Consider the following 16,646-nt stretch of genomic DNA (forward strand, 5'->3'; position numbering starts at 1 on the left):
CCCAATCTGATAATATTGTTTGTGCAGTTTCAAATGAACTAGCTATTGCGCCATATTTGGCAATATTTGACCGGGAATTTTAGATTTTAGATTTTAGATTAAAAACATTTGGTACAAGCCCTGACCACAATCGACCACCAGCTTATTTCTTGTCGGAGTCTTTTTCAGTAATATATCTATTTAGCTTGTATTAAATACTATATTTGTACTGAAGTTTTAATTAGCGTAGGCGTAGCCCGCCGTAGGCATCGCTCTCCCGGTAGGGTCATCCCACAAAATCCCATTGCTCCCGATTGTTTTTTCAGATCCAATCTAAAATCTAAAATCTAAAATCTAAAATCTAAAATTTTCTCCCCTATTCCCTATTCCCTAAAATTATGACTACTTCATCCATACCCAACGCCCTATCTACAGTTGAACTCAAGCCAAGTTACAACATCCCTATTGTGTTAGTGCTTGGTTCTATTCCCCTACTGCTGTTGCAACCTTGGATTGGAGGAGCGATCGCTCTGCTAGGATTATTTTTAATGTTGCAAGCTGTAACCTTGCGGTTTCAATTTACTGCTACTGATTTTGATCTTTACCGGGGTGAAAAGTTAATTCGGCGTTTTCCTTACCGAGAATGGCAAAACTGGCGGATTTTCTGGGACAGAGTTCCCATTTTGTTTTACTTTAAAGAAATCAACAGCATTCACTTTTTACCGATTTTATTTGACCCCAAGACCTTAAAATCTTGCTTAGAAGAACGTTGTCCCAGAATATGAACAGTCAACAGTCAAAGGTTGGTAGACTGATAACTGATAACTGAAAACTATAGCAGGAGTCAGGAGTCAAGAGTCAGGAGTCAGTAGTCAGTAGTCAGTAGGGGTTTAGCTTGTGCTTTACCCGTCAAGGAGTCAGGAGTAAAACCCTTTTGTAGTAAGAGTTTCATGATTAATTGGGGCTTGCTGAATAAACCCAAAAACCTAATAAATCAAAGGTTTGAGGCTCATCAACAAGAGGGCAGGTGCAAGGCTATAGCGTCTTGAGTCTGAAAAACCGTTCGGCACTTCGACAAGCTCAGTGACCACTGACGCTCACGGCGAAGCCAGGCACTTTTTTGGGCAGCCAGAGATGAAAAAATATTTTTAACTCTCCTCCTGACTCCTGACTCCTGACTCCTGACTCCTAGCCCTAACTACTCTGTCTATGGCTATAATTTAGTCGCGTTAATAATTACAATATTGTTTATGAACCCAGAGGAATCCCAAACTCCAAAACCGATAGATGACTGGTGGGAAGAAACGCCGAATGAAATTTCCACAGATGAAAAACAGGGGGAAATATCAGCAAATTTATCGGATGATTCACCATTAGAGACAGAAACATCAACTCCAGCACAACCATCAGCAGCGGAAGTTGATGTAGAGTCTACAATGATGAACATAGAAACACAAACAGAAGAAATAGATAATAAATTCCTGGAATCAGAATCAGAAATTAACTCACTATATGCAGTAGCCGCGCAACGAGTAGCCGAGTTACAGGAAACTGAAGCAGCACTGAAAGCAGAAATATCTCAACTGCAAATTACTTACAAAACCCTTCAGGGACAAGTGAGCGAAACTCAAACAGCACTCTCGAAAATGGTGCAAGAGTCCCTTTCTTTGTTAGAACAACGTAAACAGGCATTGCAAATTTCTGTAGAACAACTGGAGCGAAGACAAGAACGCATTAGAAATGAAATGCGAACGACTTTTGCAGGTACGTCTCAAGATTTGGCTATTCGGGTACAGGGTTTTAAAGATTATCTCACAGGTAGTTTACAAGATTTGGCAGCCGCAGCAGAACAATTGCAACTTGTGTCGGCTGTGAGGGAAAAAGAAACAGAAAAACCAGCCGTAAAAGAAGCGAAAAAAGAAGCCAAACCTGTTGAAGAACAGTCTCAGACTTTGCAATTTGCCCAACAACAATTTCAAGATACAACAAAACAAATTCGCCGTTTAATTGACCAATATCGCAACCAGCCTGATTATTATGGTCCTGCATGGCAGCTAAGGCGCACTTTTGAACCTGTTCACGCGGAAAGAGTCTCTAACTGGTTTTTTACTTTGGGGGGACGGGGTGCGCTGCGGACGATGGGTAGCAGGTTACAGAATATTTTAATTGCTTCGGCGGCAATTTCGATTTTACATAAATTATATGGCGATCGCCTACGTACTCTGATTTTAGCTAATAGTCCAGAGCGTTTGGGCGAATGGCGACGGGGTTTACAAGATTGTTTAGGTATCGGTCGTCCTGATTTTGGACCAGACAGAGGTGTGGTATTATTTGAATCACCTAACGCTTTAGCCCAAAAAGCGGACAGATTAGTTAAATCTAATCAAATGCCGTTAATTATCATTGATGATTCTGAGGAGCAAATTAGTTTAGGCTTATTACAATTTCCTTTGTGGTTAGCTTTTGCACCAGATCCGAAAATGATGCGCGATCGAGATTTTGATGATGATTTTTAATTATAGGGAATAGGGAATAGGGACTGGTGACTGGTGACTGGGGAAAAAAATTTTAGATTTTAGATTTTAGATTTTAGATTGAAGTTAACAAAAACAATCCAAAATCCAAAATCCAAAATCCAAAATCCAAAATAAATAACTCCTGACTCCTGACTCCTGACTCCTGATAGCGAAGCGTGGCGTTAGCCATACTTCTGAACTTCTGAACTTCTGAACTTCTGAACTTCTGAACTTCTGAACTTCTAATAAAATTATGACTATTTGGTTGACTTTGTGTGGGTTAGTGGTTTTCTTAGCTTACCTATTGGGTTCTTTTCCCACTGGATATCTTGCAGGTAAGTTATTAAAAGGTATTGATATTCGGGAAGTTGGTTCTGGTTCAACTGGTGCAACAAATGTCCTGAGAACTTTGGGTAAAGGTCCGGGGGCTTTTGTGTTATTGGTTGATTGTTTGAAGGGAGTTTTGGCAATAAATCTGGTTTATGCTTTATTCAATTTTGCTCTTGGTTATAATGTCATACCTGCAAATTTAGATGTGCAATTATGGCAACCTTGGTTAGTAACTTTGGTTGGTTTAGGGGCAATTTTAGGACATAGTAAATCAATCTTTTTAGGTTTTACTGGTGGTAAGTCTGTCGCTACCAGTTTGGGTATTTTATTAGCCATGAATTGGCAAGTTGGTTTGGCTACTTTGGGTGTTTTTGGTATAGTTATTGCTATATCTAAGATCGTTTCTTTAAGTTCTATTTCTGGTGCGGTTGCTGTTTCTATTTTGATGGTGGTTTTCCAGCAACCTTTAGCTTATGTTTTGTTTAGTATTGCTGGGGGTTTATATGTAATTATTCGTCATCGCAGTAATATTGAAAGGTTGCTTGCAGGTACAGAACCCAAAATTGGCCAGAAGGTAGAAACTGAATCTAAACAAACTGCATAGCTGGGAATGAATTCCCAGTCTAATAGCGAAAGTCGGCTTCAGCCGACTAGAATATTTTTATTTTGATGAGAATATGGGGATTAAGAATAAAGCCAGAAAAGCTTGTAGCATGAAAGATACAATTGCGTTATCACAAGCGGTTTAACAGCTAATTACGCTCACCATTAATTTGCTCTATGAATTCACAAACAATTCGTTCAGCATCTTGTCTGATTGATTCAGCAGAATAAAAATACATTTGAATTTTGGCTTTAGCCAGACGGTTACGCTTATTATTATCTAATTCTGCTTGTTCTGGTAAATTATGTTGTTTTCCATTTACTTCTAAAATTCCCCATTTACCATTAATACAAATGAGAAAATCGGGATACATATTAACATTTGTACCATCAACTAAAACACGGGCAAGACAATTTGGGAAATAAACCAATTTTAGATTATCCCTGGTTTTTTTTACTTTTTCTAAAGCTTGAGCTAACAGCATCTCTTCCATTGAAGCAAAACGCATATTATTCCAAGAAACTAATTTTTCTTCACGAATAAATTTACCCTGATTTAGTGATTCTCCAGACTTTAAAATATTTAAAAAATCCTGTCTCCAGGTTTCCGTTGCTGTAATCCGTTGAGCCATTAAATCAAATGTATATATATAAGGTATGGCACCATCTTTACTTGGTTGCATAGAAAGTTCAATTGCTTCTTTTAATAAAATTGTTACATCCTTATCAATCTTATGTAGTAGTGAAGATTCAATATATAAAATAACACTACATCTCCACATATATTTTTGCTTGTCATGAATATAATCTAAAGATGGAGTTTCAAAATCGGGAATTTCCTGATCATCGTATTCTTTATAGACATCCCAATGTTCCCAAATTTGTAATTCTGAAAGTACAAGTATTATACAAAGCTCATTTTGTCCCTTAGAACGTAGATAGTTAAAAGCCGTAGCCAGTGTATCATTACAATATTGTTCTGATTGTTCTATTTTTCTTATATACTGTGACATTTTGAACCTCAGATTTTGACTTAGAAATTAACTATTAATAAAATTCATTTTTAATAGTGGGTTAAACAGTCGTTAACCCACCGTAAATATTTACCTATTCTTTGTGGTGATGAAAGCGAATACCTATGAAAATATCATAGACAAACTCAAAGAAGTCCTTTTTCTGCAATAACCCTGAAGTCTGAGGACTACCTTTTTCATCTAACAGCGGTTTCATCAAATAGTAAGTGGGTTGGTAATTATACCAAGGAATTGAAGGCCACAAATGATGAATGAGGTGGTAATTCTGTCCTAAAATCAGGATGTTGAGAATTTTACCAGGATATACGCGGGCATTTTTCCAGCGATCGCGCTCAACAAAGGGACGATGGGGTAAATAATCAAAAAATAACCCTAGTGCTATTCCCACTATAAACGCTGGAATAAACCAAAAATTGAGAATATAGCCCAAAAAGTTATATTGGACGGAAATATAAACAATAGAAACTACAATCAAACGGCTAATAAACCATTCTAGTAGCTCATATTTGCGCCACAATCGCCGTTGAAAGAAAAATACTTCATGGTACAAAAACCGCACTGCTATCAACCACAATGGACCACCTGTAGAAACATAATGATCTGGGTCGTCTTTGGGGTGATTGACGTTACCATGATGCTGAAGATGTACTCGTGTAAATACTGGAAAAGCAAAAGCCAAAATCAGGGCGCTACCATGCCCTAACATCGCATTAATCACCCGGTTACGATGGGCGGACTGATGACAAGCATCATGAATAATCGTCCCAGAACAGTGTAAAGCCAGAGTGTTAATGCTAAAACATAGCCAATGCGGCCATTCCCATACCCAGTAACCAAAGTTGGAAAATACCAACATTGTCACTACTGCAAAAAATAGCAGCATTGTGGGATTAAAATCCCCAGGAGGTGCTAAAAGTTCTTTGGGCGGGATTGTCAGCGGCTTTTGTGCCTCCGACGTAAGCATTAGTAACTCCTTTTCTGTCAAATATTAAAAATATACGACAATTCTTAGTAAAAAGTAAACTTATGTTAATTTCATAGTTCCAAAAAGCATAGACAAATATCTCATGCTATTTGTTTGGCGGGAATAACCCCAACGGGGCAAACTACAACGCCCACTATCCCTAGACTCAAAGCTGTCGGGACTACTTTCACTAAAAGACAATAACATTTATTGCCACTTGTATCCAGAAATTTATCTTCATCACCAGTCTACTGGTAAACCCAACTGATCTAAGGTTTTGCCATCTTGTAATAGCGGATGGATCTGGCTGTCTATATGAATTTGACCACCTGAAAGGACTAAAGCACGTTGGGTCACTTTCCCTAACCACTGTAAGTCATGGGAAGCAATTAACATTACCTGCACAGGCAACTTTAATAATACTTGGGCTAAATGTCGTCGCCATGCGGGATCAAGTCCGTTGGTTGGTTCATCTAAAATCAGAATTGCTGGGTCTAGAGCTAATATTGATGCTAGGGCGGCTAAACGTCTTTGTCCTCCAGAAAGTTCGTGTGCGGAACGGTGAGCATATTCTTCTAAACCAAAATCAGCTAATAGTTGTCGTGCTTTGTCAGTTGCTACTGCTGGTGAAACACCATAGTTGCGCGGTCCAAAGGTGACATCTTCCAAAATTGTCGGCATAAATAATTGATCATTGGCATCTTGAAAAGTAAAGCCAATTTGCCGACGTATTTGGGGTAAGGTATTTGGTTCTACGGGAATGCCGTTAATAGAAATAGTGCCACTTTGGGGGTGTTTTAAACCAATGAGATTTTCTAAAAGAGTGCTTTTTCCTGAACCTGTTGCACCCATCAAAGCGACGCGATCGCCTGCATTTAAGGTAAAGGAAATATCTTTTAATACGGGTTGCTGGTGTGAGTAGGTATACACCAGATTTTTCACCTCAACGACAGAGGTATGAGGATGAAAGATAGAAGTTTGGGGATGAGAAGTTAAGGATGTCAAGATTCACAACTCAAATATAGGTAATTGGTAATTGGTAATTGGTAATTGGTAATTGGTAAAATTCAAACCTGTTGCCTGTTTCCTGGTGTATTAAAAATATGAACTCAAGGTGATACAAGTAGCAGTTATGCCGATTGTTATTAGTGTAAAACGTTCTTTTGGGTTAAGGGTAGAGTCTATAGGTAGTTGACCATTGTAACCACGAGTGATCATTGCGCCATAAACTCGCTCTGCTCGGTCTAAAGTACGCAGATACAAAGAGCCGATCATAGCTGCACTGGCATAACGTAACCATCCTCCAGCACCATTTAAACCTCGTAATTGGGCGCTACGCTGCATTCTGGCTAATTCTGAGAGTAAAATTTCTAGATATTGCCCAGCTAGGAGCAAATTTTCCTTTAATGGTGCGGGTAGGGGTAAACCTTTGAGGGCGATGCCAAAACTGTGGGGGGGTAAGGTGAGTAAAAAGCTATTCATGACTATTAAACAAATGAGCGATCGCACCAGTAAAAAACTCGCTTTTTCCCACCCCAAAGGTAACGCTACCAATGACAGAAAAATCAATTCAGCACCGAGTAAACCCCCTAATCTGCGTAGGTCAACCCGGAATATAAATACCCACAAAAGTGCGATCGCTCCATACACCAGCAAATTTGACCAACTATGAGGCTTTAAAAAAGCTGCCCCAATGACAATGATCAGGGATAATTGCAAGCGTAATGATAAAGAAATCTCCAGCATTATTTAAGGATTATTTAAGCATTTTTAGGTTTCATTACTTTAGCAATACCAAAAGCCACAGCAAAGCAAGCTGTCGCACCTACCAAACCAGTAATACTTGTACCGATTTGTCCTAAACTTTGAATTTCATAATCAGCTAAGGGTGTTGGTACTACAACTCTGACTTCTTCGGCTAAATTGATAAAATCCAAGTTTTCTGCTACTCTTTCCAACCCATCTGGCCAACCGGAAGCAAAGAGAGATAAAACACCTGCAACGAGGAAAATACTCACCACGGGTATCAACCAGCCTCCAAATTTCTCTTCTTCACCTGGTAACAAATCTGGACGTGCTGCGGCTAAATAGGCTATCACACCCCCAGTAATTAAACCTTCTCCCACGCCAATCAAAATATGTACACCTGTCATTGCAGGTAAAACTATATTCGCTGGTGCTGTCCCAGAAAGGGCTAACTGAATAGCACAAGCTATGGCTGCTGCAACGACACTAACACCTGCTGCTATACCTGCGGCTAGGGGTAAACGCCCTTTAGAACCACCCAGTAGTCGCTGTAAGGTCTGGGTTAAGAACCAGGCTACCCAAACACTTATTACTCCCAAGTTGAAAATATTTGCACCCAAGGCAGTAATACCACCATCAGCAAATAGCACTGCTTGAATGATTAAAACTGTTGCTATACATAACATTCCCGCCCAAGGACTACCCAAAATAATCGCCGCTAAAGCACCGCCGCACAGGTGTCCGCTAGTACCTCCTGCTACCGGAAAATTAATCATTTGGGCGGCAAAAATAAAGGCGGTGGTTAATCCTAATACGGGAGCGCGACGCACACCAAAAGCTGTTTGCGATCGCCCAAAGGACACAAATAAAGCTGCTCCACTGGCTAAACTCGTAGCTGCTGCTACTGGAACAGAAATAAATCCATCTGGTATATGCATGAAAATCCTTGTTTTTCGCTTTTCTTTACACTAATTTCAGCAATAGAATTACAACTGCAAAAGATAGCATGACAATTCTAAATTTATAGGAAACTAAATTTCCCCTATATTTACAATGCCCCATTGGAGGATTTTTTGGCAGGTATTTAGAGAATTTTTATAATAAAAAATACATCCAAATTTGTATTTATTTATTAAATTATGAATATTTGTATATTTATTGTTTATTTTTGTAAATATTAATTCCTGATTGATTTAATCAGTCAGGAATTTGCAGTGTTTGTGGTTAACTATCTAGAAACTAACTGATGAACCAAAAGATCAATCAGAGAAGCTTGATAATAAGGTTGACAAATTGTGTGAATTTTGGCTGGTGAAATATTGCCATTTTTCACGGTAATTATGTTATCATAAACATATTGATCATCTTGATCATCAAATAATTGCTCAAAGAAAGCTCAGGAATACTGTAGAAGAACAAGTTGTTGCATATAAATCCTTAGACGATATTTTTCTTCACAATAGATATCTACGAAAATTAAATATGCTTAACCTGAAACCCTTGGTAGGGACAATTCAGGAATTGTCTCTACATCTTTTTCGGAGAGGTATAATAATAAATTACAAACTTCATATAGGGGAATTTTCAAAGTTCAGACATCTCAAAACAGGTACATTCCTGTTTACTGTCATCTCTCCCTTGTATTTCTCGATAGTTTACATAATTATTGACAATAATTCCTGATTCCTATACTATACCTAATAGTAATTGCAAATTATTTGCAACTTCCTGTTTCTATTCCCTCCCTGTTCCCTCCTCATCACCTCATGTCTGACAACTTTAGTTGGAGTAAAAATATACTCTTTAATCGCCGTCAACTGCTGAAAATGAGTCTATTTGGCGGTGGTGTGATTGGTGCAACTGCAATTTTACAGACTATAAATGTAAAAAATAATGCCAGTGTTAAAGTTCCACCAATGGAAATGGAAGCATCCAATAATGCTGCTAACAGTGCTACTCAACCCATGCAGGTGCTGAGAAATTTTGATTATGGAACTCTGAAGCAGGAAAATGGACGAAATATTCGAGAATTTGAGTTAATAGCAGGTAATTCCACAATTCAGCTAAATAATGCGGTATCTTACAATATTTGGGATTTAAATGGGCGTATTCCTGGACCGACGTTAAGAGCAAAAGCGGGTGAACGGATAAGAGTATTATTTCTCAATAAGGCTGGACATTCCCATTCTCTGCATTTTCATGGAGTGCATCCCGCAGAAATGGATGGTGTAAAACCTGTAAGTAATGGTAAAGCAACTATCTATGAATTTGATGCAGAACCCTATGGAGTGCATTTATATCACTGTCATATTGCACCTGTAACCCGTCACATTGCTAAGGGTTTATATGGAATGTTTATTATTGATCCGCCTCAACTCCGTCATGCTGCGGACGAGATAGTTTTAATTATGTCTGGATATGACATAAATGATGATAACAAAAATGAGTATTACGCATTTAATGGTTTGCCTCATCATTATATGCACCATCCTATTCAAATTTATCAAAATCAATTAATTAGAGCTTATGTTTTGAATATTATTGAGTTTGATCCTGCTGTCACCTTCCATTTACACGCTAACTTTTTTGATGTTTATCGTTCAGGGATGACGATGACTCCCAGTGAAAAGACGGATGTTTTAACAATGGGTGTAGCAGAAAGACACATTTTAGAATTTGCGTTTCGTTATCCGGGTAAGTATATGTTTCATCCTCATCAAGATGCGATCGCTGAAAATGGATGTATGGGACAGTTTGAAGTTATAGCGGAGCAAGACGCTAAAACTCCTGTAAACCATAGCTAACCTGAGTTTTGAGTTACGTTACTACCGATATTATTTTTTAGTTTTTGATAATATCTTGCATTTGTTAGAAAAATAAAAACGTATTTATTTATACAAACTTATTTCGGGTGTTAATCTACAGGGAAAACGTAAAGATGGAAGAACATTTAAGCAATTTAAGCAATTTACTCAATTTACCAGGAGTAGCAGTACAAAGCTGTCATTGTGTTGAAAATTCAGTTTATTTTAATCTGAATATTTTTGCTATAGGTATTAACTGTCAACATTGTTGGCAATACACAGAAGAATTACATCAGGTTCGACCAATTATAGTTAGAGATTTACCAGCTTTTGGTAAACAAGTCTATTTAAATTTGCCCCGTCGTCAATTTTATTGTCGATATTGTCAACGTTATATCACAGAGCAATTGGAATTTATCAATTGGCGCAGGAAGTACACAAAAAGATATGAACAAAGTGTTTACTACCAAGTTAATACTTCTAGCGTTGAGCAAGTGAGTAAACAAGAAAATCTTGGCATTGATCAAGTTAGAAATATCATTAATAATTTTACACATAGACGAGAGTGCAAACAACAACTGTGTGTGACTCGTCTTGAATATCACTAGAGGATTGTTAAGGTATATTGCTAATCATATCTAAAATGTTAGATATGATTAATTCGATTTATAAAACAACAAAAACTTTTGATTGATTAAATATAAAAAAATATTATCACCATTATCTTTTCAGATAAAAACTTTATCTTTACTTTGTATTTACTTTTTATTCAAAAAAATATATTCTCTGTATTTAACAGGTAAAACAATGATTATAGTTTCAAAATTTATCTGTATTCCCAGGCAAGATTATCCGGCAACTTAAACGATGTTCAGCATCAAAAAATATTCATAAATTACCTTTATTTTTCCTAGTCTAACAGTTGCTAAATTCAATAAAACGCAGCAATTTAAAATAGATCCTAGGTAATTTTTGCTGGACATCAATATAAATCGAGATTAGACTGATTTGAGAATTAGCAGCAATCAGCAAATTTTTCATGCTGATTAGTCAGTAAAAAAGGAGTATGAAGAGTGTTAAATACAAGGATGAATTCAAGTGATAAAAAGTTTCCTAAACAGCTAGATATTGCTGAAATAGCTATTTATGGACTTAGCATTTTATCAGCAGGGATGTTCCTATTTTTGCCATTTGTTAACCTTTTACATCCTAGTCCTTGGCAGCGTTGGATGGGAACAATTCATGGTTTTGGATCTGTATTAGCAACAGTTGTGGCAGTGTACACAGGGCATTTAGCTTTTCCATTACTGCGCGGTTCTAGTAAAATTCTGCCGCAGATGCGTACCCTATCATTTTGGTCAAGTCTGCTTTGTTTTCTGGGTATCGCTACAGGCAATTTAGCTTATATGCGTTACCGAGCAGGCATAGAATTTGGTGGTGCAAGAGCTTGGTTAAAAGAAAACTCACCTTTAGTCCAATATGTGCTAATGGAATATCACGAATTTACAGTATTGTTTACCTTGCCATTAGCCGTAGCTTGTACCTGGATTTTATGGAAATACGGTGACTCAATTCTAGAAAAGGAAAATCGTCCAGTTCTCACAGCTACTTGTGTGGCTTTGATAGCAATGATGTTCTTTGCAATGGGCGGATTAGTTACTGGACTTGGTGTGGCTAAAATCCATGCTTTGTAATTAATTTGTAATTAAATATTTGAGGATAATTGCATGAATAGACAACCTAATTTTTCTGAATTTACTCATGAATCTGAACCTTTATATGGTCGATTTTGGAAAAAGTTAAAAGTATTTCCTCAATTCTTATCTCAAGGTTCAAAAAATCCCCCAACTGTTTCAGGTCCAGCAGCTGCTGCTTTAGTTAGTACCGGAATTGGCTGTTTCACAATGATGGTTACTCATCATATATCCGATACCCATAAAAACATAGAAAAAATGGTTTGGGGGCTTGGTAGTTGGATACCAGGAAGCCATAGCCCTAGCAAACTTTGGGGTAACATTGGCAGTTATACAGGCAAAGAAACAATGTTACTCATAGGCTGGTTGGTGAGTTGGGCTATTCTTTCGGTTCTGTGGAAGAACAAAAAGATTAAATCCAGCACCATATTTTTTTGGATGTTTGCTTTAATTGTTGCTGCTACGGCTATGAGTTGGCATCCTTTATTCCCCTATTTACCTTTGGCCTAATCAGTTATTAAATCAAATCAGGAGTTAAGTTATGCAGACACAAATCAAAACCACTGTCGGTCAAGAAAGAATTTCCAGTCAAGCTTTGCACAAATATGTCTTTGTTTTGCTGGGAATATTTACTCTGATTGCTGCTACTTATCCGACTGCAATGATGCGCGTCAGTCAGATGGAAAAGTTCAAAGGTTTTCATGTTAAATCTTTACCGATTGAAGGGAAATCTTACTCAGAGTCTGTAAAGTAAAGACCCCATGCCGCTTTGATATGAATAGCTGCAATGGAGTCTAATTAGTTTTTCTTGTTTTCTTGTTTTTGGTTTCTCATTTCCAGATGCTTACCTGGGAATGAGTACCTCATTGCATTATAAGTTTTCATGTTTGGGATTTACGCAATTTAGTTTAAAAAAAGATTAAATTATACCCAATACTAACCAAAATAGTTGATAAATACTTGCAGTTATGCTAAACAGATATAATTTTCTAATAAAAATACTTGTCAAGTTTATAAATTTTTGACTGTACAGCCAAAAAACTTTTAGCCAATTACCTATCCCGGAGTAAAAATGATTAAATCACATTACATATTATTATCAATAGCGGCTTGTGTGATCGTTACCCTTGGTTCTTGTGCAGGGAATACCCCCACCGCAGAAACTTCTTCAACCCCAGCAGTTACACAAGCAAGCGCCCACAGTAGTCATAGTGGGAAAGCCAAAATTAATATTAATGATGCTATTTTGTCCGAGTTAGACAAATTTGAAGCTCAACTCGGTGTACCCGCTTTATCTAATAAAATACAAGCCAGTCGTCCTTACAGTTCTCCAGAAGATTTAGTCACCAAAAAAGTAATTACTCAAGAACAGTTTGAGCAAATTAAAAACATGGTGACAGTTGAAGAAGTTGTACTCACAGGAGAAGCAAAAGATGTGGACTACATGACAAAATTGGCATTAATGAAAGGACATCTTTTAGTAGCACAAGAATTGTTAGCACAAAATCAACCCAAACAAGCCGAACCCCATATAGGACATCCAGTTGAGGAAATTTATGTTGATGTAGAAGAACAACTTAATGAACGCAAAGTTAAAGAATTTAAAACTAATTTAGTCAGTTTGACTAACTTGGTAAAATCTAATCCTCAAGATGCTAAAATCAAAGATAATTTTACCAATTCTATGGCATCTGTGGATAGTGCGATCGCCGCCTTACCAAGTGAAGAACGCTCAAAACCAGAATTTGTATTAAAAGTAATTAATGGCTTATTAGACGCAGCTAACGCCGAATATGGCGCAGCAGTCGCAAAAGGTAAAATTACCGCACCAATAGAATATCAAGACTCTCGTGGTTTTGTTGTCTATTCCCATGAACTATATCAAGGAATTTCTGGACAAATGGCTCAAGCAAACCCAGAAGCACACAAAGCCATAGATACAGCTTTAACAGAACTATTAAAAGTTTGGCCTGCTGTTATTCCACCCGCACAAGCAGTCAAAACCCCTGAAGATGTTACCAAAATGGTAAAAACCATAGAGGAAAACACCCAAAAAGTGCTATCTCAAACTAACAACAAAGCACAAAGTTAGTATTTGCACACCATTGGATCTAAACAAAAAACAGCTTAAAATAAGTGAAAATAGAGGAAACAGTGAACAGTGAAACACTAAAAAATTATCTACATTGAACAAAGATAAAAAGTGTATAATTTCTCACTAAAATCCTCACCAAATTTAATTTTGCTCATCTTAACAACTGATGCGAGAACTAGACAACCAAAAAACCATTGACATCCTCAACGCCATTATGGAATTTGAACTAGCTGGGGTAGTTCGCTACACCCATTATTCCTTGATGGTAACAGGACCAAACCGCTTACCTATTGTCGCTTTTTTCAAAGCCCAAGCTAGTGAATCATTACTTCATGCCCAACAAGTAGGAGAAATTCTCACCGGTTTAGATGGACATCCTACCTTGAGAATTGCCCAAATGGAAGAAACTTTCAAACATACAGTCAAAGACATTTTGGAAGAAAGTTTATCCCATGAAAAGAAAGCATTGGATATGTACAAAACTCTGCTAGAAACTGTTGAAGATGCTAGTATTTATCTGGAAGAATTTGCCCGTGGCATGATCGGACAAGAAGAGTTACATAATTTAGAACTCAAGAAAATGTTACGCGATTTCAGCTAATATTTCGAGTAGTCAGGAGTCAGGAGTCAGCTTTTTAGTTTCTTTTCTTTCGTTCGTTTCTATACTTATGTGTAGAGACGAGCAAAGAAAAAAGAAATTTGATAGTTCTCAATTTTTTACACAATCAAAAATAGTGATCAAGCGTTCATAACCACTAATAACAATGAATTTTAGTATTGCATTACCTACTTTTGTTATTACTCTCCGAGAAGGTGTAGAAGCTGCCCTAGTTGTAGGAATTGTCCTCGCTTTATTGAAAAAAGCCAAACAATCTCATCTCAACTCTTGGGTATATGCAGGTGTTGGAGTTGGTATTATTGTTAGTGCTTTAATCGGTGTTTTATTCACTGGTGTAATTAAATTTTTAGGTTCTATTAATCCTCAATACACCTCAGTAGTTGAACCAACTTTAGAAGGTGTATTTAGCATTTTAGCAATAATCATGCTTAGTTGGATGCTGATCTGGATGACAAAACAAGCCAGATTTATGAAATCTCAAGTTGAAGGTGCAGTTAACGAAGCATTAACACAAAATAACAATGCTGGATGGGGAGTTTTTAGTTTAATTTTAGTAGCTGTAGTGCGGGAAGGTTTTGAAACAGTTCTCTTTGTAGCTGCCAATTTTCAACAAGGTTTATTACCGACTTTAGGCGCACTTGGTGGTTTAGCAACAGCAGCAGGAATTGGGGTTTTATTATTTAAATGGGGTGTGAAAATTAATATTCGCCAATTTTTTCAAGTTATGGGCGTTTTATTAGTTTTAATTGTCGCTGGTTTAGTAATTTCGGCTTTAAAACATTTTGATGATGCGATCGCTAGTTTAGCACTCAGCAACCGCGCCTCAGAAAATCTTTGTTTTTACTATGAACACTTTACTAAAATTCACTCTTGTATTTTAGGTCCAATGGTTTGGAATACTGCTCACATTTTACCTGATAGCAAGTTTCCTGGTATTATTCTCAAATCCTTATTTGGCTACAGAGATAAACTTTATATAATGCAAGCAATAGGATATTTAGTGTTTTTAATTAGTATTGGTGGCTTGTATTTTCGCAGTATCATGGGTGGAAATAATCAAAAACAAAAAAATATTCCTGTCGCTGAAAAATAGCATTTTATATAAACCTAGATCCGCGACTTCTTTAAGAAGTCGGGTATCTATTTCATAAACAAATAAGATGTTACGCAGCTAAACTGTATAATCTCAATATTCTTAGCTCTTGTGGAACAGGCATCCTGCCTGTTAACCTTATACAAGTTAAATACACAACAGCTTATTCTGAATCCTGACTTCTTAAATACAACTCAAAAGATTTTCTTTAATTCCTGAGCAGATTTTTCAATTGCAGCTATACTACCAGGATTAACCATTCCGTAATAATCAAAAACATAAACTTGATTATTTTGAGTAGCTTTTAATTTCTGCCAAAACGGCTCTTTTTTCAAAGAATCTAACAAAGTCGTTTCAGCATTAACTACTATTAAAACATCAGGATTTGCTTCTAAAACCTTTTCTGCTGAAAGGGTGACATAACCACCAATGGGTCCATTACCTTGTAATTCTGCGGCGACATTTTTCGCTCCAAACCGAGAAACTATATCACCCGCCCAACTGTTTTTATTTGGTGCTAAAATTGGTTGACGACTTACTAAAACCAACGTCGAAAGATTCTGATTTTTTTGATTTTTCTTTTCAGGTAAAAAAGTTTCATATCTATTTAATAAAAGTTGGGGATCTGCACCTATTTTTTCAGCAAGATTTTTAGTTAAGTCTTCCAAAGATTCCCAACTATAGACTTTTGTGGATAAAGTTTTTATTCCTAGTTGTTGCAGTTTTTGTAATGGTACATCAGAAAAACCTGCTACACCAATTACTAAATCTGGTTTTAATGCTACAATCTTTTCTAGATTTGGTGCATTTTGTCCTTGACTAACTTGAGGAATATCTTTAAATCGAGGATCATCTTGTAATAACTTACTACCAACAACACCCACCAATTTTGTTTTATCTAGTTCAGCAATAATATCAGCAGAGAGCGAAGAAAGCGCAACCACTCTTTTCACAGATGTGTTAGGTGATGTTTGTGCAATAGTAATATCTGGTGTAATTTCTGGTTTTACTGCTTGTATTTGGCTTGTTTCTGTAGCACAAGACAACAAAAACAAACTTAAAAAAATTGATACTAAAAATGATTTATGACGCATAATGTTGTTTTTATTTATCATTTCTGATTTTTTGGGAATCGGCAATTTTATTTTTTCCAATTATAGCAACTTCTA

At 36.9% G+C, this 16,646-nt stretch carries 17 protein-coding genes; 11 read left to right on the plus strand and 6 right to left on the minus strand.

Features of this window, described 5'->3' with window-relative positions; translation table 11 throughout:
* Positions 1–377 precede the first annotated feature (377 nt).
* The 3 genes from K2F26_RS09505 to plsY all read left to right on the plus strand — a co-directional run bounded on the left by K2F26_RS09505 (position 378) and on the right by plsY (position 3,429).
* Positions 378–764, plus strand: a complete 387-nt coding sequence (locus K2F26_RS09505; protein WP_220611261.1) for a DUF3119 family protein — start codon at positions 378–380, stop codon at positions 762–764.
* Positions 765–1,229: 465 nt separating this feature from the next.
* Positions 1,230–2,495 (plus strand): DUF3086 domain-containing protein, encoded by a 1,266-nt coding sequence (locus K2F26_RS09510; protein ID WP_220611262.1) that lies wholly within the window; start codon positions 1,230–1,232, stop codon positions 2,493–2,495.
* A gap of 253 nt (positions 2,496–2,748) precedes the next feature.
* Positions 2,749–3,429, plus strand: a complete 681-nt coding sequence (plsY, locus tag K2F26_RS09515; protein WP_220611263.1) for a glycerol-3-phosphate 1-O-acyltransferase PlsY — start codon at positions 2,749–2,751, stop codon at positions 3,427–3,429.
* A gap of 148 nt (positions 3,430–3,577) precedes the next feature.
* On the opposite strand, the gene K2F26_RS09520 is transcribed toward plsY, so the two are convergent.
* The 5 genes from K2F26_RS09520 to K2F26_RS09540 form a co-directional block, all read right to left on the minus strand.
* Positions 3,578–4,441, minus strand: a complete 864-nt coding sequence (locus tag K2F26_RS09520) for a hypothetical protein (RefSeq protein ID WP_220611264.1) — start codon at positions 4,439–4,441, stop codon at positions 3,578–3,580.
* 94 nt (positions 4,442–4,535) lie between these two features.
* On the minus strand, positions 4,536–5,426 hold the full coding sequence (crtR, locus tag K2F26_RS09525) for a beta-carotene hydroxylase (RefSeq protein WP_220611265.1): 891 nt from the start codon (positions 5,424–5,426) through the stop codon (positions 4,536–4,538).
* A gap of 240 nt (positions 5,427–5,666) precedes the next feature.
* The gene (locus K2F26_RS09530; RefSeq protein WP_220611266.1) at positions 5,667–6,431 is read right to left on the minus strand and encodes an energy-coupling factor ABC transporter ATP-binding protein; all 765 of its coding nucleotides are present in this window, start codon (positions 6,429–6,431) and stop codon (positions 5,667–5,669) included.
* Between the two features lie 90 nt (positions 6,432–6,521).
* Positions 6,522–7,172, minus strand: a complete 651-nt coding sequence (locus tag K2F26_RS09535) for an energy-coupling factor transporter transmembrane component T family protein (RefSeq protein WP_220611267.1) — start codon at positions 7,170–7,172, stop codon at positions 6,522–6,524.
* Between the two features lie 14 nt (positions 7,173–7,186).
* On the minus strand, positions 7,187–8,110 hold the full coding sequence (locus K2F26_RS09540) for an energy-coupling factor ABC transporter permease (RefSeq protein ID WP_220611268.1): 924 nt from the start codon (positions 8,108–8,110) through the stop codon (positions 7,187–7,189).
* An 828-nt stretch (positions 8,111–8,938) separates the two neighbouring features.
* Here K2F26_RS09540 and K2F26_RS09545 point away from each other — a divergent pair.
* From K2F26_RS09545 to K2F26_RS09580, 8 genes are all read left to right on the plus strand, one after another.
* The gene (locus tag K2F26_RS09545; protein ID WP_220611269.1) at positions 8,939–9,976 is read left to right on the plus strand and encodes a multicopper oxidase domain-containing protein; all 1,038 of its coding nucleotides are present in this window, start codon (positions 8,939–8,941) and stop codon (positions 9,974–9,976) included.
* A gap of 134 nt (positions 9,977–10,110) precedes the next feature.
* A complete protein-coding gene (locus K2F26_RS09550) occupies positions 10,111–10,584 on the plus strand; it encodes a transposase family protein (RefSeq protein ID WP_220611270.1) in 474 nt (157 codons plus the stop codon).
* A gap of 480 nt (positions 10,585–11,064) precedes the next feature.
* Complete coding sequence (locus K2F26_RS09555; protein WP_220611271.1) at positions 11,065–11,670, plus strand: hypothetical protein; 606 nt, start codon at positions 11,065–11,067, stop codon at positions 11,668–11,670.
* Between the two features lie 33 nt (positions 11,671–11,703).
* The gene (locus K2F26_RS09560) at positions 11,704–12,180 is read left to right on the plus strand and encodes a hypothetical protein (protein ID WP_220611272.1); all 477 of its coding nucleotides are present in this window, start codon (positions 11,704–11,706) and stop codon (positions 12,178–12,180) included.
* A 31-nt stretch (positions 12,181–12,211) separates the two neighbouring features.
* Positions 12,212–12,424, plus strand: coding sequence for a hypothetical protein (locus tag K2F26_RS09565; RefSeq protein WP_220611273.1), 213 nt, complete (start codon positions 12,212–12,214; stop codon positions 12,422–12,424).
* 318 nt (positions 12,425–12,742) lie between these two features.
* Complete coding sequence (locus K2F26_RS09570) at positions 12,743–13,762, plus strand: ComEA family DNA-binding protein (protein WP_220611274.1); 1,020 nt, start codon at positions 12,743–12,745, stop codon at positions 13,760–13,762.
* Between the two features lie 169 nt (positions 13,763–13,931).
* The gene (locus K2F26_RS09575) at positions 13,932–14,366 is read left to right on the plus strand and encodes a ferritin-like domain-containing protein (protein ID WP_220611275.1); all 435 of its coding nucleotides are present in this window, start codon (positions 13,932–13,934) and stop codon (positions 14,364–14,366) included.
* Between the two features lie 163 nt (positions 14,367–14,529).
* On the plus strand, positions 14,530–15,477 hold the full coding sequence (locus tag K2F26_RS09580) for an FTR1 family iron permease (protein WP_220611276.1): 948 nt from the start codon (positions 14,530–14,532) through the stop codon (positions 15,475–15,477).
* Positions 15,478–15,671: 194 nt separating this feature from the next.
* On the opposite strand, the gene K2F26_RS09585 is transcribed toward K2F26_RS09580, so the two are convergent.
* Positions 15,672–16,592 carry an ABC transporter substrate-binding protein gene (locus K2F26_RS09585; protein WP_246605568.1) on the minus strand — a complete coding sequence of 307 codons (921 nt, stop codon included), beginning with the start codon at positions 16,590–16,592 and terminating at the stop codon, positions 15,672–15,674.
* Positions 16,593–16,646: the final 54 nt, after the last annotated feature.

Source organism: Sphaerospermopsis torques-reginae ITEP-024, from assembly GCF_019598945.1.
Taxonomy (GTDB): domain Bacteria; phylum Cyanobacteriota; class Cyanobacteriia; order Cyanobacteriales; family Nostocaceae; genus Sphaerospermopsis.

What these genes read in the sequence shown, in the direction of transcription:
- K2F26_RS09505 (WP_220611261.1), top strand. Translation starts at nt 378, where the DNA reads ATGACTACTTCATCCATACCCAACGCCCTATCTACAGTTGAACTCAAG.
- K2F26_RS09510 (WP_220611262.1), top strand. Translation starts at nt 1,230, where the DNA reads ATGAACCCAGAGGAATCCCAAACTCCAAAACCGATAGATGACTGGTGG.
- plsY (WP_220611263.1), top strand. Translation starts at nt 2,749, where the DNA reads ATGACTATTTGGTTGACTTTGTGTGGGTTAGTGGTTTTCTTAGCTTAC.
- K2F26_RS09520 (WP_220611264.1), bottom strand. Translation starts at nt 4,441, where the DNA reads ATGTCACAGTATATAAGAAAAATAGAACAATCAGAACAATATTGTAAT.
- crtR (WP_220611265.1), bottom strand. Translation starts at nt 5,426, where the DNA reads ATGCTTACGTCGGAGGCACAAAAGCCGCTGACAATCCCGCCCAAAGAA.
- K2F26_RS09535 (WP_220611267.1), bottom strand. Translation starts at nt 7,172, where the DNA reads ATGCTGGAGATTTCTTTATCATTACGCTTGCAATTATCCCTGATCATT.
- K2F26_RS09540 (WP_220611268.1), bottom strand. Translation starts at nt 8,110, where the DNA reads ATGCATATACCAGATGGATTTATTTCTGTTCCAGTAGCAGCAGCTACG.
- K2F26_RS09545 (WP_220611269.1), top strand. Translation starts at nt 8,939, where the DNA reads ATGTCTGACAACTTTAGTTGGAGTAAAAATATACTCTTTAATCGCCGT.
- K2F26_RS09550 (WP_220611270.1), top strand. Translation starts at nt 10,111, where the DNA reads ATGGAAGAACATTTAAGCAATTTAAGCAATTTACTCAATTTACCAGGA.
- K2F26_RS09555 (WP_220611271.1), top strand. Translation starts at nt 11,065, where the DNA reads ATGAATTCAAGTGATAAAAAGTTTCCTAAACAGCTAGATATTGCTGAA.
- K2F26_RS09560 (WP_220611272.1), top strand. Translation starts at nt 11,704, where the DNA reads ATGAATAGACAACCTAATTTTTCTGAATTTACTCATGAATCTGAACCT.
- K2F26_RS09565 (WP_220611273.1), top strand. Translation starts at nt 12,212, where the DNA reads ATGCAGACACAAATCAAAACCACTGTCGGTCAAGAAAGAATTTCCAGT.
- K2F26_RS09570 (WP_220611274.1), top strand. Translation starts at nt 12,743, where the DNA reads ATGATTAAATCACATTACATATTATTATCAATAGCGGCTTGTGTGATC.
- K2F26_RS09575 (WP_220611275.1), top strand. Translation starts at nt 13,932, where the DNA reads ATGCGAGAACTAGACAACCAAAAAACCATTGACATCCTCAACGCCATT.
- K2F26_RS09580 (WP_220611276.1), top strand. Translation starts at nt 14,530, where the DNA reads ATGAATTTTAGTATTGCATTACCTACTTTTGTTATTACTCTCCGAGAA.
- K2F26_RS09585 (WP_246605568.1), bottom strand. Translation starts at nt 16,592, where the DNA reads ATGATAAATAAAAACAACATTATGCGTCATAAATCATTTTTAGTATCA.